At 68.8% G+C, this 22731-nt stretch carries 22 protein-coding genes; 18 read left to right on the top strand and 4 right to left on the bottom strand.

Annotation, left to right across the window (positions count from 1 at the left end):
• Positions 1–21: 21 nt before the first annotated feature.
• Positions 22–2040: a cytochrome c oxidase assembly protein gene (locus ACEWX3_RS10405; protein WP_374159366.1), complete on the top strand. Its 2019-nt coding sequence runs from the start codon at positions 22–24 to the stop codon at positions 2038–2040.
• Between the two features lie 91 nt (positions 2041–2131).
• On the opposite strand, the gene ACEWX3_RS10410 is transcribed toward ACEWX3_RS10405, so the two are convergent.
• The gene (locus tag ACEWX3_RS10410) at positions 2132–3214 is read right to left on the bottom strand and encodes a hypothetical protein (RefSeq protein ID WP_374159367.1); all 1083 of its coding nucleotides are present in this window, start codon (positions 3212–3214) and stop codon (positions 2132–2134) included.
• 171 nt (positions 3215–3385) lie between these two features.
• On the opposite strand from ACEWX3_RS10410, the gene ACEWX3_RS10415 reads away from it, so the two are divergent.
• The 5 genes from ACEWX3_RS10415 (at position 3386) to ACEWX3_RS10435 (ending at position 11747) form a co-directional block, all read left to right on the top strand.
• The gene (locus ACEWX3_RS10415; protein WP_374159368.1) at positions 3386–3898 is read left to right on the top strand and encodes a single-stranded DNA-binding protein; all 513 of its coding nucleotides are present in this window, start codon (positions 3386–3388) and stop codon (positions 3896–3898) included.
• Positions 3899–4009: 111 nt separating this feature from the next.
• Entirely contained in the window at positions 4010–5683 is a 1674-nt protein-coding gene (gene ettA / locus ACEWX3_RS10420) for an energy-dependent translational throttle protein EttA (RefSeq protein WP_152517886.1), read from the top strand.
• 93 nt (positions 5684–5776) lie between these two features.
• On the top strand, positions 5777–10654 hold the full coding sequence (locus tag ACEWX3_RS10425) for an NAD-glutamate dehydrogenase (RefSeq protein WP_374159369.1): 4878 nt from the start codon (positions 5777–5779) through the stop codon (positions 10652–10654).
• Positions 10651–11070 (top strand): thioesterase family protein, encoded by a 420-nt coding sequence (locus tag ACEWX3_RS10430; protein ID WP_207067891.1) that lies wholly within the window; start codon positions 10651–10653, stop codon positions 11068–11070. Before ACEWX3_RS10425 ends, ACEWX3_RS10430 begins: the two co-directional genes overlap by 4 nt.
• The gene (locus ACEWX3_RS10435; protein ID WP_207067900.1) at positions 11067–11747 is read left to right on the top strand and encodes a hypothetical protein; all 681 of its coding nucleotides are present in this window, start codon (positions 11067–11069) and stop codon (positions 11745–11747) included. The genes ACEWX3_RS10430 and ACEWX3_RS10435 overlap by 4 nt, the downstream gene beginning before the upstream one ends.
• A 10-nt stretch (positions 11748–11757) precedes the next feature.
• Here ACEWX3_RS10435 and ACEWX3_RS10440 read toward each other — a convergent pair whose 3' ends face one another.
• Positions 11758–12180 (bottom strand): globin, encoded by a 423-nt coding sequence (locus tag ACEWX3_RS10440; RefSeq protein WP_221360138.1) that lies wholly within the window; start codon positions 12178–12180, stop codon positions 11758–11760.
• Between the two features lie 132 nt (positions 12181–12312).
• Between ACEWX3_RS10440 and ACEWX3_RS10445 the strand changes: the two genes are divergently transcribed.
• The 7 genes from ACEWX3_RS10445 to ACEWX3_RS10475 all read left to right on the top strand — a co-directional run bounded on the left by ACEWX3_RS10445 (position 12313) and on the right by ACEWX3_RS10475 (position 15366).
• Entirely contained in the window at positions 12313–12966 is a 654-nt protein-coding gene (locus ACEWX3_RS10445) for an HNH endonuclease (protein WP_221360137.1), read from the top strand.
• Positions 12967–13006: 40 nt separating this feature from the next.
• Positions 13007–13225, top strand: a complete 219-nt coding sequence (locus ACEWX3_RS10450) for a hypothetical protein (RefSeq protein ID WP_152519799.1) — start codon at positions 13007–13009, stop codon at positions 13223–13225.
• Positions 13212–13688, top strand: coding sequence for a DUF5130 domain-containing protein (locus ACEWX3_RS10455; RefSeq protein ID WP_207067888.1), 477 nt, complete (start codon positions 13212–13214; stop codon positions 13686–13688). Before ACEWX3_RS10450 ends, ACEWX3_RS10455 begins: the two co-directional genes overlap by 14 nt.
• 87 nt (positions 13689–13775) lie before the next feature.
• A complete protein-coding gene (locus ACEWX3_RS10460) occupies positions 13776–14357 on the top strand; it encodes an EspA/EspE family type VII secretion system effector (protein ID WP_374159370.1) in 582 nt (193 codons plus the stop codon).
• 66 nt (positions 14358–14423) lie between these two features.
• On the top strand, positions 14424–14789 hold the full coding sequence (locus ACEWX3_RS10465; protein ID WP_221360135.1) for a hypothetical protein: 366 nt from the start codon (positions 14424–14426) through the stop codon (positions 14787–14789).
• Positions 14776–15114: a hypothetical protein gene (locus ACEWX3_RS10470; RefSeq protein WP_374159371.1), complete on the top strand. Its 339-nt coding sequence runs from the start codon at positions 14776–14778 to the stop codon at positions 15112–15114. Before ACEWX3_RS10465 ends, ACEWX3_RS10470 begins: the two co-directional genes overlap by 14 nt.
• A gap of 24 nt (positions 15115–15138) precedes the next feature.
• On the top strand, positions 15139–15366 hold the full coding sequence (locus ACEWX3_RS10475) for a hypothetical protein (protein WP_374159372.1): 228 nt from the start codon (positions 15139–15141) through the stop codon (positions 15364–15366).
• 107 nt (positions 15367–15473) lie between these two features.
• On the opposite strand, the gene ACEWX3_RS10480 is transcribed toward ACEWX3_RS10475, so the two are convergent.
• A complete protein-coding gene (locus ACEWX3_RS10480) occupies positions 15474–15830 on the bottom strand; it encodes an HNH endonuclease (RefSeq protein WP_374159373.1) in 357 nt (118 codons plus the stop codon).
• Between the two features lie 108 nt (positions 15831–15938).
• Positions 15939–18524: an aminopeptidase N gene (gene pepN, locus ACEWX3_RS10485; RefSeq protein ID WP_374159374.1), complete on the bottom strand. Its 2586-nt coding sequence runs from the start codon at positions 18522–18524 to the stop codon at positions 15939–15941.
• 111 nt (positions 18525–18635) lie between these two features.
• Between pepN and ACEWX3_RS10490 the strand changes: the two genes are divergently transcribed.
• The 5 genes from ACEWX3_RS10490 to ACEWX3_RS10510 all read left to right on the top strand — a co-directional run bounded on the left by ACEWX3_RS10490 (position 18636) and on the right by ACEWX3_RS10510 (position 22714).
• Positions 18636–19253: a DsbA family protein gene (locus tag ACEWX3_RS10490; RefSeq protein WP_207067899.1), complete on the top strand. Its 618-nt coding sequence runs from the start codon at positions 18636–18638 to the stop codon at positions 19251–19253.
• 90 nt (positions 19254–19343) lie between these two features.
• Positions 19344–20735, top strand: a complete 1392-nt coding sequence (locus ACEWX3_RS10495) for a cytosine permease (RefSeq protein WP_374159375.1) — start codon at positions 19344–19346, stop codon at positions 20733–20735.
• Positions 20732–21175: a nucleoside deaminase gene (locus tag ACEWX3_RS10500; protein ID WP_207067881.1), complete on the top strand. Its 444-nt coding sequence runs from the start codon at positions 20732–20734 to the stop codon at positions 21173–21175. Before ACEWX3_RS10495 ends, ACEWX3_RS10500 begins: the two co-directional genes overlap by 4 nt.
• Positions 21168–22127 (top strand): isopenicillin N synthase family dioxygenase, encoded by a 960-nt coding sequence (locus ACEWX3_RS10505; RefSeq protein ID WP_374159376.1) that lies wholly within the window; start codon positions 21168–21170, stop codon positions 22125–22127. The genes ACEWX3_RS10500 and ACEWX3_RS10505 overlap by 8 nt, the downstream gene beginning before the upstream one ends.
• A 113-nt stretch (positions 22128–22240) precedes the next feature.
• Positions 22241–22714, top strand: a complete 474-nt coding sequence (locus ACEWX3_RS10510; protein ID WP_207067879.1) for a ribose-5-phosphate isomerase — start codon at positions 22241–22243, stop codon at positions 22712–22714.
• Positions 22715–22731 lie beyond the last annotated feature (17 nt).

Genomic DNA, 22731 nt, shown 5'->3' on the forward strand with positions numbered 1-22731 from the left:
GCGAGGTCATACGCTGAGCGAATGACCTCCGCGAGTCGCGTGGCCCCTGACCGGGTGCGCCGGTACGCGGGCTGGCCGGTGCTCTATGGGGTCGGCGTGCTGGCCGCGGTGACCGCGGCGGCCCTGTCGGCGCTGTCGGTCGCCGAGTCGCTGACCGCGACGGGGCTGCCCGACCCCGGCCCGGTGACCAACTACGGTCTGCCGGCTGTGCGCGCGGCGGGGGAGATCGCCGCCGTCACCGCGGTGGGCTCGTTCCTGTTCGCTGCCTTCCTGGTGCCGCCGCAGAAGAACCAGGTGCTCGACGCCGACGGCTACCGGGCGCTGCGGGTGGGGACGGTGGCCTCGGGCATCTGGGCGGTGTGCGCGACGATGATGGTCGCGCTCACCGTCTCCGACGTCAGCGGCCAGCCGGTGGCCGCGCATCTCAACCCGATGGAGATCTGGTCGGTCGCCGGACTCGTCGATGTGGCTGGTGCGTGGCGGTGGACGGCGGTCTTCGCCGTCGTCGTGACGCTGGCCAGCATCCCGGTGCTGCGGTGGTCGTGGACGCCGGTGCTGTGTGCGGGGTCGCTCGCGACGCTGCTGCCCTTGGCGCTGACCGGGCACTCGTCCTCCGGGGGCGCCCATGATCTCGCGACCAACAGTCTGGTCATCCACCTGGTCGCCGGGGCACTGTGGGCGGGCGGTCTGTTCGCGCTGCTGGTCCACGCGCTGCGCGGCGGTGGGCACGCCGACGTCGCCGCACGGCGGTTCTCCGCGGTGGCATTGTGGTGCTTCGTCGCGATGGCGCTCAGCGGGGTGGTCAATGCTCTGACCCGGATCGCCCTGGCGGATCTGGTCACCAGCCGGTACGGCTGGCTGGTGCTGGCCAAGGTGACAGCGCTGGTGGCGCTGGGATTTCTGGGTTGGGCGCAGCGCCGACGCGGGGTGACGGCGTTGCGCACGGACGCCGGCAACCGGGCCGCACTGGTGCGATTGGCGCTCGTCGAGGCCGTCGTCTTCGGTCTCACGTTCGGTGTCGCCGTCGCGTTGGGTCGCACGCCTCCGCCCCCGCCCCGCGACCTCGACCTGTCCGTCCCCGCGGTGGAGATCGGCTACGACCTGGCCGGTCCGCCCTCGCTGGGCCGGGTGCTGTTCGACTGGCGGTTCGATCTGATGTTCGGCACCGCGGCTCTCGTGCTGGCCGTCGGGTACCTGCTCGGTGTGCGTCGCCTGCGCGGCCGCGGCGATGCCTGGCCTACCGGCCGGCTGGTGTCCTGGCTGCTCGGTTGCCTGGTCCTGCTGCTGGCGACGTCGTCCGGCATCGGCCGCTACATGCCCGCGATGTTCAGCATGCACATGGTCGGGCACATGCTGCTGTCCATGTTGGCGCCGATCCTGCTGGTGCTCGGCGCGCCGGTGACGCTGGCGCTGCGCGCGCTGCCCGCGGCTGGACGCGACGAGCCCCCCGGCCCGCGCGAGTGGCTGCTGGCTGCGCTGCACTCGCGGGTCTCGCGGGTGCTGACCAACCCGTTCGTGGCGACGGCACTGTTCGTCGTGGGCTTCTACGGCCTGTATTTCAGCGGCCTGTTCGACTCCGTCGTCGACAGCCACGGCGCACACCTGGCGATGAACCTGCACTTCCTGCTCAGCGGTTATCTCTTCTACTGGGTGGTGATCGGGGTCGATCCGACGCCGCGCCCGATCCCGCCGCTGGCCAAGCTCGGCGTGGTGTTCGCCTCACTGCCGTTGCACGCCTTCTTCGGCGTGGTGCTGATGGGCATGTCGACGGTGCTGGGCGCCGATTTCTACCGATCGTTGAAGCTGGACTGGCACACGGACCTGCTCGGCGACCAGAAGCTGGGCGGTGGCATCGCGTGGGCGGCGGGCGAGGTGCCGTTGGTCATCGTCCTGATCGCCCTGTTCGTGCAGTGGCGTCGCAGCGATCAGCGCACGGCCACGCGTCTCGACCGGGCGGCCGAACGCGACGACGACGCGGATCTGGCGGCGTACAACGCGATGCTGGCGGAGATGGCCCGGCGCGACCGGGCCGGAAACTGAAGATATTATCTGTCTGACTGTTCAGATATTCATTTGTGGTGATAGCGTTGAGGGCACGGGTCGGCCTGGCGGCGCCGATGCAGCAGATCGTTTATCGTCCCGACCGCGGGGTGGTAGTTGACGCCACGGCCGACCCGTTTTCCGACACCGCACCCGCCGCCACCGCGGCCGGCCAACTCCCGTGCGCACTGATGTCGCGGCCGGTGGCGGCAGCGCCGTCACATCCGAACGCGGTGCGCCAGCTGCCGTCGTCGAACTCCACCTTGCCCAACTGCATGGGCGGTGGCAGCGCCGCGAGGAACCGTCCCAGTGCGGCTGCCGACATCAGCCAGCGCTGGCCGTGCAACGCCGCCCCCGACTCGCCCTCGGCGACGCGGACCACGGCCGGCTTCGCCGGAACGGTCGGCAACACCGTCATGCGGTAGCGCGGCGAGGTGGTCAGGTCGCCGGCCCACCGGGCGCCGAGATCGGTCAGCTGGTGACTCAGCGCCCCGCCGCGCAGATGCGCGCCGAACACCACCAGCTCCACCACGCCGGCGCCGGCCAGCGGCCATACCGCCTCGATCGCCGGCTGTGACGTGAGCGCAGCGGCGATGTCGCAGGCGATGGCGTCCTCGAACGCGCGAGCCGCCACGGTCAGCGCGGGTCTGCCGGCGGCGGCCGCGAGCGACACCGCGCATCCTCCTGACACCGGCGTCGTGAAGGCCGCCACCGTCGCGTCCACCCCGCCTGGGTGATCTTCCAGGACCGCCTCGGCTCCGGCGTCGACGGCCGCCCACCGCGCTCCCGGCGGGCCCAGCGCCGCGACGACCGCCTGGGTCACTGTCGGAGCGGTCCCGAGCCGCGGAACCGGGGGAGCGGCCAACCGCACGTCAGCCGGCCACGACGCACCGCCGGCCGCGCGGGCCAGCGTCGTCAGCACCCGGTTGGCCAGGCCGAGGGTGTCGGCGCCGACCGCCAGCGCTTCGCCCAGTGCTGCGGGTGTCGGCACGATCGTGGCGAGCCGCGAGAGGTCACTTTCGGCCGCCGGTGCCACCACCACATCGGCGGGCGGGGTTGCGCCGACGAGATGGAGATCCTGGTCGTTGCGTAGCGCGCGAAGTGTTTCTGCGCTGACCCGGCCCGCCACCGACACGCGCAGGACCGGCCGCTCATGGCCCGAAGCCGATGTCATCGGCTCAACCTATTCGGCGGTTGTCCCCAATGCCCGATTGATCCACACGACACGCTGCTGAGCGGGTTGCCGCGGTGCGCGGTGTCGGAGGTCGGGAGGTCAATGGCGGTGTGACCGACGGGCCGGGCGCCGTGCCCGACCCGATGCCAGAGAAATGAAAGAGGGACCGCCATGTTCGAGACACCGATCACCGTCGTGGGCACCATCGTCACCAGGCCGGACCGCCGCTGGGTGGGTGACCAGGAACTCATCAAGTTCCGGGTGGCCAGCAACTCGCGCCGGCGCACCGCCGACGGCGCCTGGGAAGCGGGCAACTCGCTGTATGCGACCGTGAACTGCTGGGGCCGACTGGTGACCGGCGTCGGGGCCGCGCTCGGGAAGGGAGACGCGGTCATCGTTGTTGGACACGTCTACACCAGCGAGTACGAGGACCGCGACGGCAACCGGCGGTCCTCGCTGGAGATACGGGCCACCTCGGTGGGGCCGGACGTGGCGCGCTGCATCGTGCGAATCGACAAGCGCCGCCATCCCGAATCCTCCGCCGAGTCGGGCGAGCAGGCGGTGCCGTCGGACACCGCGTCGCAGCTCACCGCTGCGGCCGTGACCGATGGCGTCGACCCTGATGAGGTCGACGCCGTGGCTGCGGACGGCACCGACGACGACGAGTCGCTGCTGACCGCGTAGCGCCGGTAACGGCGCCGACGGTCACGCCTAGGATGGGGCCCGACTACCGCGGAGGTCCAAGATGATCCCGCAGCACGACCGCGGGATCGAGAAAGGCGACATCACAGGCATATGGCCGAATTCATCTACACGATGCGGAAGGTCCGCAAGGCGCACGGCGACAAGGTCATCCTTGACGACGTCACGCTGAACTTCCTTCCGGGCGCGAAGATCGGCGTCGTCGGTCCCAACGGGGCCGGTAAGTCGAGCGTCTTGCGGATCATGGCCGGACTCGATCAGCCCAACAACGGCGACGCGTTCCTGCAGCCCGGCGCGAGTGTCGGCATCCTGCAGCAGGAGCCCCAGCTCGACGAGACCAAGACGGTGCGCGAGAACGTCGAGGACGGCGTAGCCATCAAAGGCAAGCTCAACCGGTACAACGAGGTCGCCGAACTGATGGCTACCGACTACTCCGACGAGCTCATGGAAGAAATGGGCAAGCTTCAGGAGGAGCTCGACGCCGCCGACGCGTGGGACATCGACTCCCAGCTCGAACAGGCGATGGACGCGTTGCGCTGCCCGCCGCCCGACGAGCCGGTGACCCACCTGTCCGGCGGCGAGAAGCGCCGCGTGGCGCTGTGCAAGCTGTTGCTGTCCAAACCGGATCTGTTGCTGCTCGACGAGCCGACCAACCACCTCGACGCCGAGAGCGTGCTCTGGCTCGAACAGCACCTGGCCGACTACAAGGGTGCGATCCTGGCCGTCACCCACGACCGCTACTTCCTGGACAACGTGGCCGAATGGATCCTCGAGCTGGACCGTGGCCGGGCCTACCCCTACGAGGGCAACTACTCCACCTACCTGGAGAAGAAGGCCGAGCGCATCGCCGTGGCGGGGCGCAAGGACGCCAAGCTGCAGAAGCGGCTCAAAGACGAGCTGGAATGGGTCCGGTCCGGCGCCAAAGCGCGTCAGGCCAAGAACAAAGCCCGCCTGCAGCGCTACGAGGAGATGGCAGCCGAGGCGGAGAAGACCCGCAAGCTCGACTTCGAGGAGATCCAGATCCCGACCGGCCCGCGGCTGGGCAACGTCGTGGTCGAGGTCGAACACCTCGACAAGGGCTTCGAGGGTCGACAGCTCATCAAGGACCTGTCCTTCACGCTGCCGCGCAACGGCATCGTCGGCGTCATCGGGCCCAACGGCGTCGGCAAGACCACGCTGTTCAAGACGATCGTCGGTCTCGAACAGCCCGACAGCGGCACGGTCAAAGTCGGCGAAACCGTCAAACTGAGCTACGTCGACCAGACCCGCGGCGGAATCGACCCGAACAAGACCGTGTGGGAAGTGGTCTCCGACGGGCTGGACTACATCGAGGTCGGTCAGAACGAGGTCCCCTCGCGGGCCTACGTGTCGGCGTTCGGGTTCAAAGGCCCCGACCAGCAGAAGCCTGCCGGTGTGCTCTCCGGTGGTGAGCGCAACCGGCTCAATCTCGCGCTGACCCTCAAGGAGGGCGGCAACCTGATCCTGCTCGACGAGCCGACCAACGACCTCGACGTCGAAACCCTGAGCTCGCTGGAGAACGCGCTGACGAACTTTCCCGGGTGCGCGGTGGTGATCAGCCACGACCGGTGGTTCCTGGACCGCACCTGCACCCACATTCTGGCGTGGGAGGGTGACGCCGACAACGAGGCGAAGTGGTTCTGGTTCGAGGGCAACTTCGGTGGATACGAGGAGAACAAGATCGAACGGCTCGGCGCTGACGCGGCTCGTCCGCACCGGGTGACCCACCGCAAGCTCACACGGGACTAGTCTCGTCGGAGCGCACCACGTAACCGCCATCCTCGGCGACGGCCGGTTACAGCCAACGGGGGCCGGTGCGCACGTGCGAGTCAGGAGCGGCGAATGTCGTTGAATCCAGGCGCGATCGGCGGCCAGGTTGATGACGACGCGACCTCACAGGTCGTCGAACGGCTGGCGCCCGCGTACCTCGAGACCTACCGGGGGCCGCATGGCGGCGCACCGGGGTCCGAGGCCGCGGTCACCGGCCCGATGAGTCGGCCGGCGGCCGGGGCGGTGCCCGACCCGGCCTTGGTCGAAGCCCAGTACCGGCTCGGTCGGCAAAGGCCGGCCGGCACCACCCGGGTCGCGGTATACGGGCCCGACGACCCCGGCGGTTTCGGTCCGGCGCTGCAGATCGTCACCGACAACGCCACGCTGCTGATGGATTCGGTGACGGTGCTGCTGCACCGCCTCGGCGTGGCCTACAGCGCGATCATGAATCCGCTGTTCCGCGTACGTCGCGGGTCGGACGGTGAACTGCTCGACATCGCCCCCGCGTCCAAGGCCGAGTTCAGCGACGGCATCGACGAGACCTGGGTGCACGTCGAGCTGTCCGCGTCGGCCGACCGGCGCGCCATCGAGGAGGCCGAGCGGCTGCTGCCGGGCGCGCTCGCCGACGCGCGCCAGATCGCCGTCGACTCCGCGGACATGGCCGCGACACTGCGTGGCCTGGCCGCCGAACTCGACAGCGACACCGGGCGACGGTTCCCGAGCGCGGACCGCAAGGACGTCGCCGCACTGCTGCGGTGGCTGGCCGACGGGCACTTCGTGCTTCTCGGCTATCAGCGCTGCACCGTGCGCGGCGGCGAGGCGACGATCGACGCGGGAAGCCGCCTGGGCGTGCTGCGGCTGCGCGACGATGTGCTGCCGCAGCTGACCGCAGGCGGGGAGATCCTGGCGTTGGCGCAGGCCACCATCCCCAGCTTCCTGCGCTACGGCGCCTATCCGCAGATCGTCGTCGTCCGGGAACAGCCCTGGCCGGCCGGCGAGGACGGCGCCGAAGCCGTCGAGCACCGGTTCGTCGGACTGTTCACCGTCGCGGCGATGAACGCCAACGTGCTCGACATCCCGCTGGTGTCGCGCCGGGTGAACGACGCGTTGGCGCTGGCGCACCGCGACCCGAGCCACCCCGGCCAGCTGCTGCTCGACATCATCCAGACGATTCCGCGCGCCGAGCTGTTCGCGCTCGACGCCCGCGGTCTGCTCGACATGGCCATGGCGGTGGTCGACCTCGGCTCGCGCCGCCGCACCCTGCTGTTCATGCGGGCCGACCCGCTCGCGCACTTTGTGTCCTGCCTGGTGTATCTGCCGCGTGACCGTTACACCACCGTGGTGCGACTGGAGATGCAGGACATCCTGGTCCGCGAGCTCGGCGGCGTCAGCATCGACTACGCCGCGCGGGTCAGCGAATCGCCTTGGGCGGTGGTGCATTTCACCGTCCGCCTGCCCGAAGGTTCGCGGCTGCAGGACATCGACGTGTCCGAGACCGCGCAGAACCGCATCCAGGACCTGCTGACCGAGGCCGCGCGCACCTGGGGAGACCGGTTGCTGGGTGCGGTCAAAGCCGGCTCGATCGACCAGGTCACCGCCGAGCACTACGCCGGTGCGTTCTCCGAGGTGTACAAGCAGGCCATCTCCCCGCTGAGCGCACTGTCGGACATCGCGATCATCGAGGAACTCGAGGACGACGCGGTCAAGCTGGTGCTCTCCGACAGCGACGAGAGCGGCGTCTCGCACCTGATGTGGTACCTGGCCGGGCAGTCGGCCTCACTGAGCCAGCTGCTGCCCATGCTGCAGTCCATGGGGGTCGTGGTGCTCGAGGAGCGCCCCTTCACCGTGACCCGGCCCGACGGCATGCAGGTGTGGATCTACCAGTTCAAGGTCTCGCCGCACCCCGACATCCCGCAGGCCCCGCCCGGCCCCGAGCGGGAGGCAACCGCCGAGCGCTTCGCCGACGCGGTCACCGCGATCTGGCACGGCAACGCCGAGATCGACCGCTTCAACGAGTTGGTGTTGCGCGCCGAACTGAACTGGCAGCAGGTGGCCGTGTTGCGGGCCTACGCCAAGTACCTCAAGCAGGCCGGCTTCCCGTACAGCCAGACGCGTATCGCCGAGGTGCTCAACGACAACGCCGCCACCGCGCGGTCCCTGATGGTGTTGTTCGAAGCGCTGTTCTGCCCGACCGAGCACGCCGAGGACGGCGGTCACCGGCGCGACGCGCAGGCCGCCGTGGCCGCGGTGTCGGCCGACATCGACGCGCTGGTCAGCCTCGACACCGACCGGGTGCTGCGCGCCTTCGCGTCGATGATCCAGGCCACGTTGCGCACCAACTACTTCGTCGAGCGCGCAGACTCCGCGCGCGGGAGCAACGTCCTGTCGTTCAAGCTCAGTCCGGAGGTCATCGACGAACTACCGCTCCCGCGGCCGAAGTTCGAGATCTTCGTCTACTCGCCGCGGGTGGAAGGTGTGCATCTGCGGTTCGGCTACGTCGCCCGCGGCGGCCTGCGGTGGTCGGACCGCCGGGAGGACTTCCGGACCGAGATCCTGGGCCTGGTCAAGGCCCAGGCCGTCAAGAACGCCGTCATCGTCCCCGTCGGCGCCAAGGGCGGGTTCGTCGTCAAGCGGCCGCCGGTGCGCACCGGCGACCCCGCCGTCGACCGCGAGGCGACCCGGGACGAGGGCGTGGCCTGCTACCGGCTGTTCATCGCCGGGCTGCTCGACGTGACCGACAACGTCGACAAAGCCACCGGCGCGATCATCACGCCCCCGGACGTGGTGCGTCGCGACGGCGACGACGCCTATCTGGTGGTCGCCGCGGACAAGGGCACCGCGACGTTCTCCGACATCGCCAACGAGGTCGCGATCTCCTACGGCTTCTGGCTGGGTGACGCATTCGCCTCCGGTGGTTCGGTGGGCTACGACCACAAGGCCATGGGCATCACCGCCAAGGGCGCCTGGGAGTCGGTCAAACGGCACTTCCGCGAGATGGGCATCGACACCCAGTCCGAGGACTTCACCGTGGTCGGCATCGGTGACATGAGCGGTGACGTGTTCGGCAACGGCATGCTGCTCTCCGAGCACATCAGGCTGCTGGCCGCCTTCGACCACCGCCACATTTTCATCGACCCGAACCCCGACGCGGCCTCGTCCTGGCGGGAACGCAAGCGTCTCTTCGACCTGCCCCGCTCCAGCTGGGAGGACTACGACACGTCGCTGATCAGCGAAGGCGGCGGGGTCTACACCCGCCAGCAGAAGTCCATCACCGTCAGCGCCGAAGCGCGCGCCGCGCTGGGCATCGACGACAGCGTCTCGGAGCTGACGCCGCCCGCACTGATCAAAGCCATCCTCAAGGCCCCCGCCGACCTGTTGTTCAACGGCGGCATCGGCACCTACATCAAGGCCGAATCCGAGGCCGACTCCGACGTCGGCGACCGCGCCAACGACGCGGTCCGGGTCAATGCCAACCAGGTGCGGGCGAAGGTGATCGGCGAGGGCGGCAACCTCGGGGTCACGTCGCTGGGCCGGGTCGAGTTCGACCTGATCGGCGGCCGGATCAACACCGATGCCCTGGACAACTCCGCGGGAGTGGACTGCTCCGACCACGAGGTCAACATCAAGATCCTGATCGATTCGCTGGTCACCGCGGGCAAGGTCGCCCCCGAGGACCGCACCGAGCTGCTGTTGTCGATGACCGACGAGGTCGGTCGCCTGGTGCTGCTGGACAACGAGGACCAGAACGACCTGATGGGCACCAGCCGCGCCAACGCCGCCAGCCTGCTGTCGGTGCACGCTCGGATGATCCGCCAGCTGGTGGCCGAGCGCGGTCTCAACCGCGAGCTCGAGGCCCTGCCGTCGGACAAGGAGATCACCCGCCGCGCCGAGGCCGGCATCGGGCTCACCTCTCCCGAGCTGTCCACGCTGATGGCGCACGTGAAGCTCGCCCTCAAAGACGACCTGCTCGCCGGCGACCTGCCTGACCAGGAGGTCTTCGCCGCGCGGCTGCCGTCCTACTTCCCGACGACACTGCGCGACCGGTTCGCCTCGGACATCCGCTCCCATCAGCTGCGGCGCGAGATCGTCGCCACCATGCTCGTCAACGACGTGGTCGACACGTCGGGCATCTCGTTCGCCTACCGGGTCTCCGAGGATGTCGGGGTGGCCCCGGTCGACGCCGTCCGCAGCTTCGCGGCCGCCGACGCGATCTTCGGCCTGAACCGGGTGTGGCGGCAGATCATGGCCGCCGGGACCGCGGGGGCGTCAGTGGCGGTGACCGACCGGATGACGCTGGATCTGCGCCGGCTCATCGACCGGTCGGCCCGCTGGCTGCTGAACTACCGCCCCCAGCCGTTGGCCGTGGGCGCGGAGATCAACCGGTTCGCCGACAAGGTCGCCGCGCTGACCCCGAGGATGCCGGAATGGTTGCGCGGCGACGACAAGGCGATCGTCGAGCGGGAATCGGGCGAGTTCGCCGCTGACGGCGCACCGCAGGAGCTGGCCTATACCGTCGCCACGGCGCTGTACCAGTTCAGCCTGCTCGACGTCATCGACATCGCCGACATCGTCGACCGCGACCCTGCCGAGGTCGCCGACACGTACTTCGCGCTGATGGACCATCTCAACACCGACAGCCTGCTCACCGCGGTGTCACGGCTGTCCCGTGAGGACCGCTGGCATTCCCTGGCGCGGCTGGCGATCCGCGACGACATCTACGGCTCGTTGCGCGCCCTGTGCTTCGACGTGCTGGCCGTCGGTGAGCCCGACGAGACCGGCGAGGAGAAGATCGCCGAATGGGAGATGAGCAACAGCTCGCGCATCAGCCGCGCCACCCGCACGCTGTCGGAGCTCTACGACAGCGGTGAGCACGACCTGGCCACGCTGTCGGTGGCGGCGCGGCAGATCCGCAGCATGACCCGCACCAGCGGAGCGGGGTCGACCGCGTGACGGCGCCCGTCGGCTTCGTCGCACCGGTGCATGTGCGGTGGTCGGACATCGACATGTACCAGCACATCAATCACGCGACGATGGTGACCATCCTCGAGGAGGCCCGGATCCCGTTCCTGCGGGAACCGTTCGGCGAGCAGATCACCACGATCGGGTTGCTGATCGCCGAGGTGAACATCGTCTACAAGGGCCAGCTTCGCCTGATGGATTCGCCGCTGCAGGTCACGATGTGGTCGAAGCGGGTGCGGGCCGTCGACTTCACCGTCGGCTACGAGGTCCGCTCGGTCGGTGCGGCGCCGGACTCCCGGCCCGCGGTGATCGCCGCGACGCAACTGGCGGCGGTGCACATTCAGGAGCAGCGGCTGCAACGGTTGTCGGACACCCAGCGGGAGTACCTGCAGCAGTGGATGCGGTGACCGGGGCCGAGCGGGGTATCTGGCTCGACGACCCCGCCGACCGCGAAGATCTGTCGACGTTCGCCGACCGCGCGCAGCGGCTCGACGACGCCGCGGTGGTGAGGCTGCGCGCGCGTCCCGCCGGCGGGGTGGTCGCGTGGTTCGCCACCGGTTTCGATGTCCTGGCCAGCCGGGTGGTCGACGGCCGGATCCGGCCCGCCGACCTGTGCGCCGGCGCCGACCAGCTCCAGAGCGGGCTCGGCGCCGTCGGGAGTGACGGCTACGTCGACCCCGGCTTCCCGATGGATTCGGCGTGGCGCGGTGCGCTGCCGCCCGACTCCGGGTTCGTCCACCTCGACGACGTGCCCGCCCGAGCGGTGCTGGACCTCGCCCACCGCGGCTCCGAGCTGGTCAAAGAGCACTCGAGCGCACACGGCCCGCCGGCATCGTTGCTCGATCAGGAAGTCGTCGGCGTGTCGGCGGGGGAGGACAGCGTCGGGATCCCGATGCGGTGTGTCTTCGCGCTGACGTCGATGGGGTTCCTGCCCCAGACCGGCGGAGGGCCGGAGTTCGCGCCCGAATCCGTCGCCGCCGATGAGGTGGTCCGGGTGCGGGCCACTCCGGCCTGGCTGCGGGTCGACGCGCGGTTCGGCACCATCTACCGCCGGCGCGGGGATCCGGCGGTGGTGCTGAGATGACCGGCGCTTCTCAGAACGGCGAGTTCACCATGGACTGCGCCGCCATCTCCAGGTAGGCGATCAGCTCCCGTCGGTGCTCCTCATCGAGGGTCTGCGCGTCGATCTCGGCGACCGCGGTGTGCATGCATCGCAGCCAGGCGTCGCGCTCCAGGAAGCCGATCCGAAAGGGTGCGTGGCGCATCCGCAGCCGTGGGTGGCCGCGCTGGTCGGAATAGGTACGGGGACCGCCCCAGTACTGCTCGAGGAACATCCGCAGCCGTTCCTCCGCGCCGTCCAGGTCGTCCTCGGGGTAGAGCGGGCGCAGGATTTCGTCCTCGCGCACCTGCTCGTAGAACCGCCTCACGATCGTGCGGAACGTCTCGTGCCCGCCGACCGCTTCGTAGAACGACTGCTGCTGCCCGGCGGGAGGTGTCTGCGCACTCATCCCCTCCATTGTGGGCCATCGCCGCCTCAGCCCTCTCCAGCGCGTCCGGTCACGAGATGTTCATTCGACTGACCAGCGAACACAGGCGGAATTGCCGTGCGCTGAGGGGGGAATCGTGGTGGACTGTCGGTCGGAGGACGTATGGCGCAGCGCAAGAACGGTCGCGGCCACCGGCACCACCGGGCCGCGACGGGCTCTCCAGGGCCGACAACCGGTACCGCTCCGCGCGCGCTGCACAGCGTCGAGGTCACTGTCAGCGCCAGCCCGGAGCCCTCGATCTGGGGCCGCCGACGGGTCCTGTTGCTCAACTCGACCTACGAACCGCTGACGGCGCTGCCGATGCGCCGCGCGATCATCATGGTGATGTGCGGCAAGGCCGACGTGGTGCACGACGACCCCCTCGGCCCGGTGATCCACTCGGCGACACGCACCATCGTGGTGCCCTCGGTGATCCGCCTGCGGACCTTCGTGCGGGTGCCTTACCGTGCCCGCATCCCGATGACCCGGGCCGCGCTGATGCACCGCGACCGGTTCCGGTGTGCCTACTGCGGAGGCAAGGCCGACACCGTCGACCACGTCATCCCGCGCAGCCGCGGTGGCGCACATTCCTGGGAGAACTGCGTGGCCGCCTGTTCGGGGTGCAACCACCGCAAGGCCGACAAGCTGTTGACCGAACTGGGCTGGACGCTGCACGTCACCCCGTTGCCGCCCAAGGGGCAGCACTGGCGGCTGCTGTCGAGCATCAAGGAACTCGACCCGGCCTGGGTGAGATACCTGGGTGAGGGCGCGGCCTGACCGGCCGGTGGGTTAACGTTTCCGCGTGAGCACTACTGCGATGTTGCACGCGAGCTTCGTGCTGATTCCGTTGGCGCTCGCGGCGGTGTTGTCCCTGTTCATCTTCACCAAAAAAGGGCCGCACCCCGCGACGTACGACATGTCCGAACAGTGGACGCACGATCCGATCCTGTGGGCGGCCGACGAGCCGGCCGACCACGGACACGGCGGCCACGGTTCGCATCTGACGGTGGGAGGTGGCGCAAGTGGCAAGTGGTGAGGTTTCTCGGGTGACGTCCACGGAGCTCGCGGAGCTGCCCTACGGCTCGGCGATCACGTCCAGCGGCCGGATCTCCGGGGTCACCGAGCCCGGTGAGCTGTCCGTCCATTACCCGTTCCCGACCAAGGACCTGGTGATCCTGGACAACGCGCTGAAGTTCGGGTCGCGCAACGCCAAGGCCCGTTTCGCCGTCTACATCGGTGACTTGGGCGAGGACACCGCCGCGACCGCGCGAGAGCTGCTGGCCCGGGTGCCCACCCCCGACAACGCGGTGTTGTTGGCCGTCTCGCCGAACCAGAAGGCCATCGAGGTGGTCTACGGCGCGGAGGTCAAAGGTCGCGGCATCGAGGAGTCCGCACCGCTGGGAGTGTCGGCGGCCGCAGCGTCGTTCCAGGAAGGCAACCTGATCGACGGGTTGATCAGCGGTATCCGGGTGCTGTCGGCGGGCGTCTCGCCGCGCTGAACTGCCGGGCATCTCACCTCGCTGCGCGAAGTGGCGCCTCACCCCTCCTCTCGGCGGCCCTAGACTCGTTTGTCGAGGGGAGGGAGCGTGACGGTGGGGGTGCTGGACGCTTTCTTGGCGACGTGGTCCAGGGCCCGGGCCGCCTTCGGCGACGGCGCCCCACAGGACGGATCTGCCTACGACCAGAGCCCGGCGCTGCTCGAGCTGCGGGACGAGGTTGCGGGGGCCGGGCCGGGTCAGCACTGGCGCGGCCCCGGTTCGGATGCCTACGGGCACGCCAACGACAAGCAGGCTGGGGTGTTGGGCGAAGCGGCCCGGCTGGACCGGCAGTTGCGCGCCGAGGTCGACAAGTCCGCCGAGGTCGTGGCCGCCGGCCGGCGTGAGTTGGACGGCGTGCGGCAGTGGGTGCTCGACGCGGCGTCCGAGGTCCCGCAGACAGCCGAGGGTGAGCGGATGCTCTATCCGGTGGTGAGCCGAGGCTCCGGAGAGATCGTGGAGATTCTCGAGCGATCTGCCGCCGACATGCGCTCGATCTCCACCCGGATCGGTGGGATCGGTGCGGAGTACCAAGCCCTGGGCGGCGACGTGAAACTCGGAACCGGTGACGGCGTGGGGCAGCCCCGGATCCCGTCGTCATCCGCCGACAAGCCCACGAACACGCGAGGTTGAGGCGTGCCGAGTGGCTGGACTTTGATCCGCCTTCTGCGATTGGGCGCAGGATGCGGTGTTGCCGCGATGATCATCAGTTCATGCGGTGGCGAACCGGGATCTGCGACCGCCACGGACTGCGAGATCGTTGCAGAACTCAGCGAAGAGTTCCGCGCCATGGACGGACGTGATCAGACCGGCGGTGACATCAACGCACAGTTTGCGGAGAAGGTTCGGGCGGCCGCCCACAACGTGTCCGGAGCGCAGGTTCGAGACGAGTTGACCACGTGGGCAGAAGGATTCAGCGCACTTTCTCAGATCCAGCGCACCCACTCTTCGTCGCCGGTCGCCGACGAGCGGGCCCAGCTGATGGAGGCGGGCGAGGCCATCTATGGCACTGCCGATCAGCTCCGCAGCACCTGCCCCAATGCATGGCCGAGTGCGTCCGGATGACCTCTCCGCGCGCGTGCCACCACGCATCACCCTCTCCAGCCAGGACCCGTCGGGCAGCTTCTTCGAACTCGGCCCGCCCGTCGTACCTCGGTTCGCGATGAATCCGGTTGATCCGCAGGGGCGCACACGCAGCCGCTGGAAATGGTTTGTGATTGCGGCCGCCGCCATCGTGCCGGTCGTGGTGGCGGCGGTGTGGTTGATCGCCGAACCGGCCTCGCCTGACAGAACGCCAGACTGCGTGGTCGTCGCGGAGACAACCCGTCAGTGGCAGGCGACAGTAGCAAGCTTGACTCCGGCGCAAGGGGCTATCGGGCCGACTGACTAGTTCGTCGACCAGCAGAACCTGCAGATGTCCGCGATGATGCAGGCCGCGGCCGACTCTGTGAAGACACCCGAAATCAAGCAGCATCTGAGCGAGTGGGCCGCCGCGGCGGATCGGCTCGCGATTACTCAACAAAACGCGGCGGGCGAGTCTTCGGGAATGCCGGACGAGATGCTCGAGGTGTTGACGCACATCAACGACGCCGCCGGCGCCCTGGGTGAGCTCTGTCCGAACATGCCCTCGGCCCAACGTTGAGGACCTCTCACGGGTGTACGTGCGTTCGGCGGCCGGCGTAAAGGCGCCTCACGACCTGTGCGCGGCACGGACTGTCGGCAAGTCGTCCCGCACACGACCCCGGTCCGCTACTCCCCAGACGCCCGGGCCACCAGTTCCGCCCTGATTCGCACGTAGCGCTCCAGGAACAGCCGCTCGTCGAGGCGCTTGCGGCGTAGCCAGCCGGTCACCTCGTCGTTGCACTTGCTGGCGTTGCAGGCCGCGCAGGCGGGGACGACGTTGTCGACGGTGTAGCGCCCGCCGCGCGAAATCGCCATCACGCAGTCGCGCTGCAGGGCTGAGCCGGCCTTGCCGCAGTACGCGCAGCCGTTCCAGGCGGCCTTGATGGCGGCCCACTGGTCGTCGGTGAGGTCGTTGACGACGGCGGCCACCCGGCGCTTGCGCCGTCGTGCGGCTCGCGCCCGGCGGGTGTTGTTGGCCGGCATGGCGGGAGCATAAGCGCAGTCGTCACTGCCGAGCGCGCGTTGACGCACCGCCGCGCCCGGCGTGTCGCCGGGCAGACGCGGGCGCTCGCGGTGCCTTCCTCGCGGTGCCTAGGTGACGTCGAATTCGCGGGCCCGCAGGGAGCGCTCGACGCCGGCCCGGCCTTCCAGGACCAGCCGGCGCAGGGCCGGCGGCACCTCGGGATCGGAGAGGAACGCATCGGCGGCGTCCAACGCCTCCTGGCTGATGTCCCACGACGGGTAGAGCCCGACCACCACGGTCTGGGCGACCTCGCTGGAGCGTCGTTCCCACACGCTGGAGATCGTGCCGAAATACCGGTCCCGGAACGGAGCGAGCAGGTCGGCCTGGCCGGGCTGCACGAGTCCGCCGATGATCGCGCGGGCGGTGATGTTGGCCAGCGTGTCGTCCTCGACCACCTGCTCCCACGCGGCCTGTTTGACCGCTTCCTGCGGCCGCGCCGCCGATGCCGCCGCCGCATGCCGGCGGCCCGCAGCGGTGCGGTCGGTCTCGGCCTCGGCGTCGATCATCGGGGTCTCGCTGCCGTCGGCGTCGATCTCCCCGGCGCGGGCCAGCGCGGTCACGATGCGCCAGCGCAGGTCGGTGTCGATGACCAAGCCGGCGAGGTTCACCGCGGCGGGCTCGTTGTCCAGCAGCGTCGCCAGCACCGCCACGTGGTTCGGTGAGAGCACCGAGGTGCACAGCGCATTGACGAAAGCCAGCTGATGGTCTGAACCCGGCGCCGACTCGCGCGCCAGATCCAGCAGCGCGTCACCGAAGGCCGGCCAGCCGTTCTCTGCCGCCCAGCCGGGGTCGGCGTAGGATCCCAGCGCCGTCTGCGCCTGCAGAATGAGTCGTTGCGCGACACCGACTTCGGACTCGGCGTGCAGCCCGCTCATGACCAGCGTGACGAAATCACGGGCGCGCAGCTCGGCGTCGCGCGTCATTTCCCAGGCGGCCGACCACGCCAGTGTGCGCGGCAGCGGCTCGGCGATGTCGGCGATGCGCGTCAGCACCGTCTGCATCGAGTCCGGGTCCAGGCGCAGCGAGCAGTACGTCAGGTCGTCGTCGTTGACCAGGATCATCCTGCCGCGCGAAACACCCTGGAGGGCAGGGACATCGGTGGACGGTCCGTCGACGTCGAGCTCCTCGCGATGCACCCGGACCAACTTGCCCGACGCGTCCTCGTCGTAGATGCCGACGGCCAGCCGGTGCACCCGGGTCTCCCCGGCGCCCGGCTTGGCGCCGCCCTGAGCAACCGTGAAGCGGGTGAAGTTGCCGTCGCCGTCGACGTCGAAATCCGGTCGGATGGTGTTCAATCCGGTGGTCTTGAGCCACTGTCGGCCCCACCCCGACAGGTCGCGCCCCGACGACTTCTCCAACGCCCCCAACAGATCACCGAAGGTGGCGTTGCCGAACGCGTGGTCGCGGAAGTAGTCGCGCAATCCGGCCAGGAACGCCTCCAGGCCGACGTAGGCCACCAGCTGTTTGAGCACGCTGGCGCCCTTGGCGTAGGTGATGCCGTCGAAGTTGACCTCGACGGCGTGCAGGTCGGGGATGTCCGCCGCCACGGGGTGCGTCGAGGGCAGCTGGTCCTGGCGGTACGCCCACGACTTCTCGACGTTGGCGAACGTCGTCCACGCCTGGGTGTATTCGGTGGCCTCGGCCTGGCACAGCACCGAGGCGAAAGTCGCGAAAGACTCGTTGAGCCACAGATCGTCCCACCACGCCATCGTGACCAGGTCGCCGAACCACATGTGCGCCATCTCGTGCAGCACGGTCTCGGCGCGCCGCTCATAGGACGCGCGGGTCACCTTCGAGCGGAAGACGTAATCCTCCAGGAACGTCACGGCGCCGGCATTCTCCATCGCGCCGGCATTGAACTCGGGCACGAACAGCTGGTCGTACTTGCCGAACGCATAGGGCGTGCCGAAGTTGGCGTGGTAGAAGCCGAAGCCCTGCTTGGTCTCGGTGAAGAGCCGCTCGGAATCCATGTAGCCGGCCAACGACTTGCGGCAGAAGAGCCCCAGCGGGATGTCGCTGTGGTCATCGGAGTACACGTCGTCCCAGCGAGCGTAGGGCCCGGCGATCAGCGCCACCAGGTAGGTGCTCATGCGGGGAGTGGCCTTGAAGGTGTGCTTCTTGGCCGCCCCGTCGTCGGCGACCTCGAATGTCGCGCCATTGGAGATCACCTCCCAGTGCGCCGGCGCGGTGACCGTGACATCGAATGCCGCTTTGAGGTCGGGCTGGTCGAAGCACGCGAACATCCGCTTCGCGTCTGCGGTTTCGAACTGTGAGTAGAGGTACACCTCGTCGTCGACCGGGTCGACGAAACGGTGCAGACCTTCGCCGGTGTTCGAGTAGCGGCAGTCCGCGTCGACGACCAGGACGTTGTGGGCGGCCAGCCCGTTCAGCGGGATGCCGGTGGATTCGTCATAACCCGAGACGTCGATGTCTGCGCCGTTGAGCGTCGCGCTGTGGATGGTCTCGGCGGCGAGGTCGATGTAGGTGTCGGCGCCGGCGAGCGCCTCGAACTCCACGGTGGTTGTCGAGCGGAAGGTCTTCTCGCCCGGCTTTCCGGCACCGTCGGTCAGGTCCAGGGAGATGCGGTAGCTGTCCACGGTGATGAGAGCGGCGCGCTCGGCTGCCTGGTCGCGGGTCAGATTGGGAAGGGCCACGCCCGTCAACACTAGCCTCAACCCGGGAAGAGCGGACGGCCCTCCTCGGTTATGCCGTACGGAAGTCTGTTCTGAAGCGTCACCACCGACGAGAGGACCGCAATGACCGATATGTCCGGGACGTCCGGCAAGTCCCGCGCCGATTTCTGGTTCGACCCGCTGTGCCCCTGGTGCTGGATCACCTCACGGTGGATCCTCGAGGTGGAGAAGGTTCGCGACATCGACGTGAACTTCCACGTCATGAGCCTGGCGGTGCTCAACGAAGGCCGCGACCTGCCCGAGGAATACCAGGAGATGATGAAGAAGGCCTGGGGCCCGGTTCGTGTCGCGATCGCCGCGGAGCAGGCCAAAGGGGCCGACGTGCTCGGACCGCTGTACACCGCCATGGGCACCCGCATCCACAATCAGGACAACAAGGACTTCGAGCAGGTCATCAAGGAGTCGCTGGACGAGGTCGGCCTGCCCGCCGAGCTCGCTGAGGCGGCGACCTCGGAGTTCTACGACAAGGACCTCCGCGACAGCCACCACGCCGGCATGGATGCCGTCGGGGAGGACGTGGGCACCCCGACGATCCACGTCAACGGGGTGGCGTTCTTCGGTCCTGTCCTCTCGCGCATCCCGCGCGGCGAAGAGGCAGGCAAGCTGTGGGACGCGTCGGTCACGTTCGCCGCCTACCCCCACTTCTGGGAGCTCAAGCGCACCCGCACCGAACCCCCCACCTTCGACTGAGGGCCGGCCGTCGGGCGCGGCCGCTGCCCGATTGTTTCCGACAGATTGACTCGACTTGCGCGGTGGCGGTTTCGGACTGACCGTTGTCCGGTGAGCCTGGCTGAGCCGACGACAGAAGGTACCTACGGCGACCGCGTCGTCGCGGTGGAGCCAGGCGGCAACGAACACATCGCCGAGGCGGACCGGCACGGCCGGCCGAGCCAGTTGTTCTGGACGTGGACGTCGCCGAACCTGGAGTTCGCGACCATCTTCGTCGGCATGCTGGCGGTGCTGGCCTTCGGTATGACGTTCTGGCAGGCGGTCGCCGGCATCGTGGTCGGGACCGGCCTGGGCGCCGTCGCGCATTTCCTGCTCTCCGCCCGCGGGCCGCTGCACGGGGTGCCCCAGATGGTCATGGCGCGTTTGGCTTTTGGGTTCAGAGGCAACGCGGTGCCTGCGGTGTTGATGTCGATCACCGCCGGGGTCGGGTGGTTCGCCACCAACAGCGTCAGCGGCGCTTTCGCTTTGTCGACGCTGTTCGGTTTCGCTCCGCTGGTCGGACTGGTCATCATCGTGGCTGCGCAGACGGTGTTGGCGTTCTTCGGGCACAACCTGGTTCAGGCGTTCGAGCGGTTCTCGTTCCCGGTGCTGGCGGTGATCTTCCTCGCAGCGTCGGTCGCCATCTTCGCGCATGCCGACCTCGGCAACGCTGCGCCCGCCGCCGACGGAGTGGGCGGGCTGGGCGGCTTCCTGCTCACCGTCGGCACCTCCTTCGGCTATGCGGCGGGGTGGACGCCGTACGCCGCTGATTTCACGCGTTACCTACCGGCGTCGGTGTCACCGCGCCGCACCGGGTTCTTCGCCGCGGCAGGGCTGTTCACGGCGTGTGTCGTGCTGGAGGTGGTCGGCGCGGCCTCGGTGACCACCGGTGCGGCATCGCTGGCAGACCCCACCGGGTCGTTCACCGCCGAGCTGGCCTCGCCGTTGGCCAAGGCGACGCTGTTGGCGATCGCCGTCGGCGCGATCGCGGCCAACGCGATCAACGTGTACTCCGGGGCCATGGCGTTCGTGACCATCGGCATCCGGCTGCCCGCGCATGTGGCCCGCGCGCTGGTGACCGTGTTCTTCGGGGTGGCGGGGTTCCTGGTGGCGTGGTGGGCGCTACCCGACGCCGCGCACAGCTATGAGGCGTTTCTGCTGATCATCGCGTACTGGGTCGGACCGTGGCTCGGGGTGGTGTTCGCCGACCAGTACCTGCGACGGGGCCAGCCGGTCGCTCACCTGCTCTATGACCGGTCCTACACCAACTGGGGAGGCCTGGCCGCGTTCGCCTTCGGGTTGGTGGCTTCCGTCGCGTTGTTCGCCAATCAGGAGAAGCTCGTCGGAGTGATCGCGGCCGCGGTGCCCCAACTCGGTGACATCACGTTCTTCGTCGGCTTCTTCTTGGCTGCGGCGGGCTACATTGTGCTGTGTCGCAAAAAGCTGGCAGTGCAGACGGAATGACCTCGCACACCCAGATGCTCGACGTCGCGGTCGAGGAGGCCCGGAAAGGGTTGTCGGAGGGCGGCATCCCGATCGGTGCCGCGCTGTTCGCAGTCGACGGGACGCTGCTGGGCAGCGGCCACAACCGGCGGGTGCAGCTCGATGACCCGTCGCTGCACGCCGAGACCGACGCTTTCCGCAATGCGGGTCGCCAGCGCGGCTACCGCTCCACCATCATGGTGACCACCTTGTCGCCCTGCTGGTATTGCAGCGGGCTGGTGCGCCAGTTCAACATCGGGGCGGTGGTCATCGGTGAGAGCCGCACATTCACCGGTGGCCACGACTGGTTGGCCGAGCACGGCGTGGCGGTGACCGTGCTCGACGATGAGCGCTGCGCGACCATGATGCGGGAGTTCATCGCTGCAAACCCGGACCTGTGGGCGGAGGATATCGGTGAGTGATATTGCCACGGTGGACCTTTCCCGCTGGCGTAGCGGCGGGAGCAGTGCCGACGCGGTGGCCGCCGACGTCGACGCCGGCCTGCAGCGTGCGGGCTTCATCCTCGTCACCGGGCACGGCGTGGACCCGTCGCTGACCTCCGGGGTCCGAGAGGCCGCGCGGGAGTTCTTCGCTCTCGCCGAGGAGGTCAAGGCGGCGTATGCGGTGCGCGTCGGCGGGCACGGCTGGCTGGCGCCCGGCGCCGAGGCCAACGCCTACTCGGAGGGGACCGAGACACCTCCGGATTTGAAGGAGAGTTTCAGTCTGGGCGCCGAAACCGCGACCGGCGACGTGGACGTCGACCGGGTCTGGTTCGCGCCGAACGTGTGGCCGGCCGAGGTGCCGCGCCTGCAGTCCCTGGTGACGAGGTACACCGCGGCGATGCGCGCGGTGTCCGACGACCTGCTGGCGCTGTTCTGCCACGCGCTGCAGCTTCCGGGCAACGTGTTCCGCGACCTGGCGAGCATGCCGACGTGGACGATGAACATCAATCACTACCCGCCGGTGAGTGTGGTGGGGGAGCCGCAACCGGGACAGTTCCGAATCGGTCCGCACACCGACTTCGGCACGGTGACGATCCTCGACCGTGAACCCGGCGCGGGCGGGCTCCAGGTGTATTCCGACACCGGTGGCTGGCAGGACGCGCCCTACGACCCGGCTGCGTTGACCGTCAACATCGGTGACCTGTTGGAGTACTGGAGTGGGCGGCGCTGGCCGTCAGGCCGGCATCGGGTGTTGCCGCCGCAACCGGATGCCCCCGAGGAGGATCTGGTCTCGTTGATCTACTTCTACGAGGCCAACCACGATGCGCTGATCACTCCGTTGGAGCCGCCGATCGGTCGCATCGCAGGCCTGCCGCCGGTCACGTCGGCCGACTTCATCAAAGAGCGTCTCGACGCCATCACGGTCGCCTAGCTCCGCGACCGCCGGCTGGGCGGCGCGCCGCCGTGCCGAACGTGCTCGCGGAGAAAGGTCGCTGTGCCGGTACGCGCGGTTGCGGAGCAGGGTGGGGCAGTAGGGTAAGCGCCATGCGCGTCTACCTCGGGGCGGACCACGCCGGATACGAGCTCAAGCAGGCCATCATCGAGCACTTGAGGGCGACGGGTCACGAGCCCGTCGACTGCGGAGCGTTCAGCTACGACGCCGACGACGACTACCCGGCCTTCTGCATCGCGGCCGCGGAGAAGACCGTCGCCGATCCAGGCAGTCTGGGCATCGTGCTCGGCGGTTCGGGCAATGGTGAGCAGATCGCCGCGAACAAGGTGCCGGGCGCCCGCTGCGCACTGGCGTGGAGCACCGAGACCGCGTCGCTGGCGCGGGAGCACAACAACGCCCAACTCATCGGCATCGGCGGGCGTATGCACACCACCGAGGAAGCGCTCGCGATCGTCGACGCGTTTCTGGGCGCCGAGTGGTCGGAGGCGCCCCGCCATCAGCGCCGCATCGACATTCTCGCCGACTATGAGAAGACACACCTCGCGCCGCCGGTCCCCGGCGCGTGATTTCCTAACACTGTTTC

It is taken from the genome of Mycobacterium sp. G7A2 (genome assembly GCF_041902445.1).
Classification (GTDB): Bacteria; Actinomycetota; Actinomycetes; order Mycobacteriales; family Mycobacteriaceae; genus Mycobacterium.

Bases quoted from the DNA above. Each gene is read 5' to 3' on its own strand.
- ACEWX3_RS10405 (WP_374159366.1), top strand. From the start codon at position 22: ATGACCTCCGCGAGTCGCGTGGCCCCTGACCGGGTGCGCCGGTACGCG.
- ACEWX3_RS10410 (WP_374159367.1), bottom strand. From the start codon at position 3,214: ATGACATCGGCTTCGGGCCATGAGCGGCCGGTCCTGCGCGTGTCGGTG.
- ACEWX3_RS10415 (WP_374159368.1), top strand. From the start codon at position 3,386: ATGTTCGAGACACCGATCACCGTCGTGGGCACCATCGTCACCAGGCCG.
- ettA (WP_152517886.1), top strand. From the start codon at position 4,010: ATGGCCGAATTCATCTACACGATGCGGAAGGTCCGCAAGGCGCACGGC.
- ACEWX3_RS10425 (WP_374159369.1), top strand. From the start codon at position 5,777: ATGTCGTTGAATCCAGGCGCGATCGGCGGCCAGGTTGATGACGACGCG.
- ACEWX3_RS10440 (WP_221360138.1), bottom strand. From the start codon at position 12,180: ATGGAGGGGATGAGTGCGCAGACACCTCCCGCCGGGCAGCAGCAGTCG.
- ACEWX3_RS10445 (WP_221360137.1), top strand. From the start codon at position 12,313: ATGGCGCAGCGCAAGAACGGTCGCGGCCACCGGCACCACCGGGCCGCG.
- ACEWX3_RS10450 (WP_152519799.1), top strand. From the start codon at position 13,007: ATGTTGCACGCGAGCTTCGTGCTGATTCCGTTGGCGCTCGCGGCGGTG.
- ACEWX3_RS10465 (WP_221360135.1), top strand. From the start codon at position 14,424: ATGATCATCAGTTCATGCGGTGGCGAACCGGGATCTGCGACCGCCACG.
- ACEWX3_RS10475 (WP_374159372.1), top strand. From the start codon at position 15,139: ATGTCCGCGATGATGCAGGCCGCGGCCGACTCTGTGAAGACACCCGAA.
- ACEWX3_RS10480 (WP_374159373.1), bottom strand. From the start codon at position 15,830: ATGCCGGCCAACAACACCCGCCGGGCGCGAGCCGCACGACGGCGCAAG.
- ACEWX3_RS10490 (WP_207067899.1), top strand. From the start codon at position 18,636: ATGTCCGGGACGTCCGGCAAGTCCCGCGCCGATTTCTGGTTCGACCCG.
- ACEWX3_RS10500 (WP_207067881.1), top strand. From the start codon at position 20,732: ATGACCTCGCACACCCAGATGCTCGACGTCGCGGTCGAGGAGGCCCGG.
- ACEWX3_RS10510 (WP_207067879.1), top strand. From the start codon at position 22,241: ATGCGCGTCTACCTCGGGGCGGACCACGCCGGATACGAGCTCAAGCAG.